Raw genomic sequence first — 3,837 nt, 5'->3', positions numbered from 1 at the left:
GCGAAAGCGAAGATCAGCTGGAAACGCTGATGCAGCAGGCAGGTAGCGAGGCGAAGGCCGCTTTCGGTGACGCGACGGTCTATATCGAGAAGTATCTTGGTAATCCGCGCCACATCGAATTCCAGGTCTTCGGCGACGGTGAAGGCACTGCGATCCACCTCGGCGAACGCGACTGCTCGCTCCAGCGCCGCCACCAGAAGGTGATCGAGGAAGCGCCTGCGCCGGGCATGGACGAGGCCACGCGCGAGGAAATCTGCGCCGCGGCGGTTCGCGCCGCCAAGGCGGTGGATTACGAGGGCGCGGGGACGATCGAATTCATCGCCGATGCCAGCGAGGGCCTGCGCGCGGATCGCATCTTCTTCATGGAGATGAACACCCGCCTGCAGGTCGAGCATCCGGTGACCGAGGAGATCACCGGCGTCGATTTGGTCGAGTGGCAGCTGCGCGTGGCGAGTGGGGAAGCGATCCCGCTGAAGCAGGACGAACTGCGGATCGAGGGGTGGGCCATCGAAGCACGGCTGTATGCGGAGGACCCTGCGAAGGGGTTCCTGCCGAGCCCAGGACGCGTGGAGTCCATTCTTTTCGATTATAGAGCGAGATTGGAAACGGCGGTCGAGGAGGGCGACACGGTTTCACCCTTTTATGACCCGATGATCGCGAAGGTGATATGTCACGGAACAGATCGAGATGCTGCGATTGAAGCTCTACTGAGCTGGCTCGATAACAGCTTCATCCTTCCTATCACTACCAACAAGGCGTTCCTCTACGCATGCGTAGACATGCCCGAGTTTAAGGTTGGTGATCTCGATACCGGTCTGATCGAGCGCAATGATGATGAGCTTACTTCAGTCCCATCTCCATCGCAGCGCGTTCTGGATGCCGCAGGCTGGCGGATAAGAGAGCACCAGCTTGCGGGGCATGAGTGGGGTGATCGTGAGTTTGAAAAAGGCCTTTTCGGCTTTCGCCTGAATGCAAAGGCCGAGCCAAGGCATGCAATTTACGCGAGGAACGAGGCTCATCTGGTCGACCTTCAAGCACTTCAAGATGATATCACCAGCGACATTGATGGAGATTCGGTCGTGGTGACCGAGCGGGGGTACTCGCACGTATTTGGTCTTAACCCGCCGCATGGGGCAGGTGCCGCCTCCGCCGCAAATGGCGCAATTCTCGCACCCATGCCGGGCAAGGTCATCGCGGTCGATGTGGCCGAGGGCGATGCAGTAACCGCAGGCCAGCGGCTGATGGTGCTCGAGGCGATGAAGATGGAACACGCGCTCACCGCGCCGTTCGACGGGACCGTGACCGATCTTGCCGCCAGCGAAGGCGGGCAGGTGCAGGTCGAGGCGGTGCTGTGTGTGGTGGAGCCTGCGGAATAGTGCTCAAAACCTCCCCTCCCCATGGGGAGGGGATCGAGGGGTGGGGGATCCGAGCCCATGAATGTGAGCACACCCCTCCCCAACCCCTCCCCTCAAGGGGAGGGGCTTCAACGATTAGGCCATGCCCGCTGGCGGGCCGAGCAGCTTGCGACATTCGGCGGACGGCACCAAGCCGACGACTGACCTCCCGGATCACGGTAGCGCTACCATAAGCGCTTGCACTCCCGCTCCGGCTGCGTCACACCTCCTTTCCATAAGAGGGGGGGATCGACGAATGGCCACCGGAGCAAAGCCGGACAGAATGACACGCGGGCATGCGAAGGTGATCCTCGCATCCTCGCTCGGCACCGTGTTCGAGTGGTACGATTTCTACCTCTACGGCCTGCTCGCCTCGATCATCTCGGTGCAGTTCTTTTCCAATGTGGACGAGACGACCGGCTTCATCTTCGCCCTCGCCGCCTTTGCCGCGGGCTTCGCGGTGCGGCCCTTCGGCGCGATCGTGTTCGGACGGATTGGCGACGTGGTGGGGCGCAAGTACACCTTCCTCGTCACCATGGGCCTGATGGGTGCATCCACCTTCGCGGTCGGCATCCTGCCCTCCTTCGCCGCAATCGGCGTGGCCGCGCCGATCATCCTCGTCGCATTGCGGCTGGTGCAGGGCCTCGCGCTGGGCGGCGAATACGGGGGCGCGGCGACCTACGTGGCGGAGCATGCGCCCGAGGGGAAGCGCGGCTTCTACACCAGTTTCATCCAGACCACCGCCACGCTCGGCCTGTTCGCGGCGTTGCTGGTGGTGATCGGTCTGCGCACCTGGATGGGCGAGGAAGCCTTCGCCGAGTGGGGCTGGCGCCTGCCGTTCCTGCTATCCTCCATCCTGCTGGGCGTCTCGATCTGGATCCGCATGCAGCTGTCCGAAAGCCCCGTTTTCGCCGAGATGAAAAGCAGCGGCACCACCTCCAAGGCACCACTGAGCGAAGCCTTCGGCCAGTGGAAGAACCTGCGGCTGGTGCTCGCGGCCTTGCTGGGCGCGGTCGCGGGGCAGGCAGTGGTCTGGTACACAGGCCAATTCTACGCGCTGTTCTACCTTGAGCGTATCCTGAAGGTCGATGGAGGCTCGGCCAACATCCTGATCGCCATCGCGCTGGCGCTGGCTACGCCGTTCTTCCTGTTCTTCGGCTGGCTGAGCGACCGGGTGGGTCGCAAGCCGGTGATCCTGACCGGGCTGGTGCTGGCCGCGGTCAGCTATTTCCCGCTATTCGGCCTGCTGACCGACGCCGCCAACCCGGCTTTGGCGCAGGCGAGCGAGCGTGCACCCGTGGTTGTCGCCACCGCGCCGCAGGATTGCTCAGTCCAGTTCGACCCGATCGGGAAGACCAGCTTCGACACCACAGGCTGCGACATTGCCAAGTCCACGCTGGCCAAGGCGGGCATTCCCTATACCGATGCGGTGCTGGAGGACTCCCCGGGCCGCGCGCAGGTGCGCATTGGTGAGGATCAGATCGTCGCGGTTGCCCCCGGCACCGGGACCGGGGAACTGACCGCTGCACTGGCGCAGGCAGGCTACCCGGCACAGGCCGATCCGGCTGCGATCAACCGCCCGCTGGTGGTCGCGATCCTGTTTGCGCTCGTCCTGATGGTGACCATGGTCTACGGGCCGATTGCCGCGCTGCTGGTCGAGCTGTTCGAACCGCGCATCCGCTATACCGCGATGAGCTTGCCCTACCACATCGGCAATGGCTGGTTCGGAGGCTTCCTGCCGACCATCGCCTTCGCGATGGTGGCGGCGACGGGCAATATCTACGCAGGCCTGTGGTACCCGGTCAGCATTGCCGCGCTCAGCGTGATTTGCGGCCTGCTGTTCCTGCCCGAAACCTTCCGGCGGCGGATCGATGGGGGAAGCTGAGTCCCCCGCCCCCGGACCCAACCGCACCTAGTCGGGCACGTGATCGTCCGCCACGGGCGGGCCGAACAGCTTGCCGCGCTCCGCGAACAGCACCAGCGCAAGGCATAGCAGCGCGCCGCCGAACAGCGCGAAAGCGAGCGGGCGCGCCGTGCCATCATAGGCAAAGCCGATCCCGGCACCGAGCAGCGATGCGGTGACCATGCGGATGAAGGTCTGCGCGCTTGCCGCTGCACCCGCAGTCTCGCGGAAGGGGTGCATCGCGATCGAGCCGAAGTTCGCGCCGATGAAGCCGAGCAGCATCATATTCGCTGCCATCAGCGGAACGAAGGTCCACAATGTCTCATCGGTCATCGTCGCAACGAACAACTGCAACCCGGCAACGATCAGGAACATGAACAGCCCCGCATGGCTCACCCGGCGGGCACCGAACCGCTCGACGATACGCGAATTGGTCCAGCTGGCAATGGCCATTGCGCCCGCGCAGCAGGCGAAGATCGCCGGGAACCAAGGGCCTGCGCCGAACGCCTCGCCCACAAGCTGCTGGGCCGAATTGATGAA

The 3,837-nt window shown here is 63.8% G+C and carries 2 protein-coding genes and 1 pseudogene; 2 read left to right on the top strand and 1 reads right to left on the bottom strand.

Annotated features, from left to right (window positions below; genetic code table 11):
• On the top strand, positions 1–1,376 hold a 1,376-nt coding region (locus tag ACEQXE_RS05045), incomplete at its 5' end, for a biotin/lipoyl-containing protein (RefSeq protein ID WP_370177860.1).
• Between the two features lie 274 nt (positions 1,377–1,650).
• Positions 1,651–3,279, top strand: a complete 1,629-nt coding sequence (locus ACEQXE_RS05040) for an MFS transporter (protein WP_370177859.1) — start codon at positions 1,651–1,653, stop codon at positions 3,277–3,279.
• 27 nt (positions 3,280–3,306) lie between these two features.
• On the opposite strand, the pseudogene ACEQXE_RS05035 reads toward ACEQXE_RS05040, so the two are convergent.
• A pseudogene (locus ACEQXE_RS05035) lies at positions 3,307–3,837 on the bottom strand (Bcr/CflA subfamily drug resistance transporter); the annotation flags it as partial.

The organism is Alteriqipengyuania sp., assembly GCF_964222115.1.
Taxonomy (GTDB): domain Bacteria; phylum Pseudomonadota; class Alphaproteobacteria; order Sphingomonadales; family Sphingomonadaceae; genus Alteriqipengyuania.
The sequence above is the reverse complement of the archived record's forward strand: the minus strand, read 5'-3'. Positions and strand labels throughout refer to the sequence as shown.

Excerpts from the sequence above, each read along its gene's own strand:
- ACEQXE_RS05040 (WP_370177859.1), top strand. The coding sequence starts at position 1,651 with ATGGCCACCGGAGCAAAGCCGGACAGAATGACACGCGGGCATGCGAAG.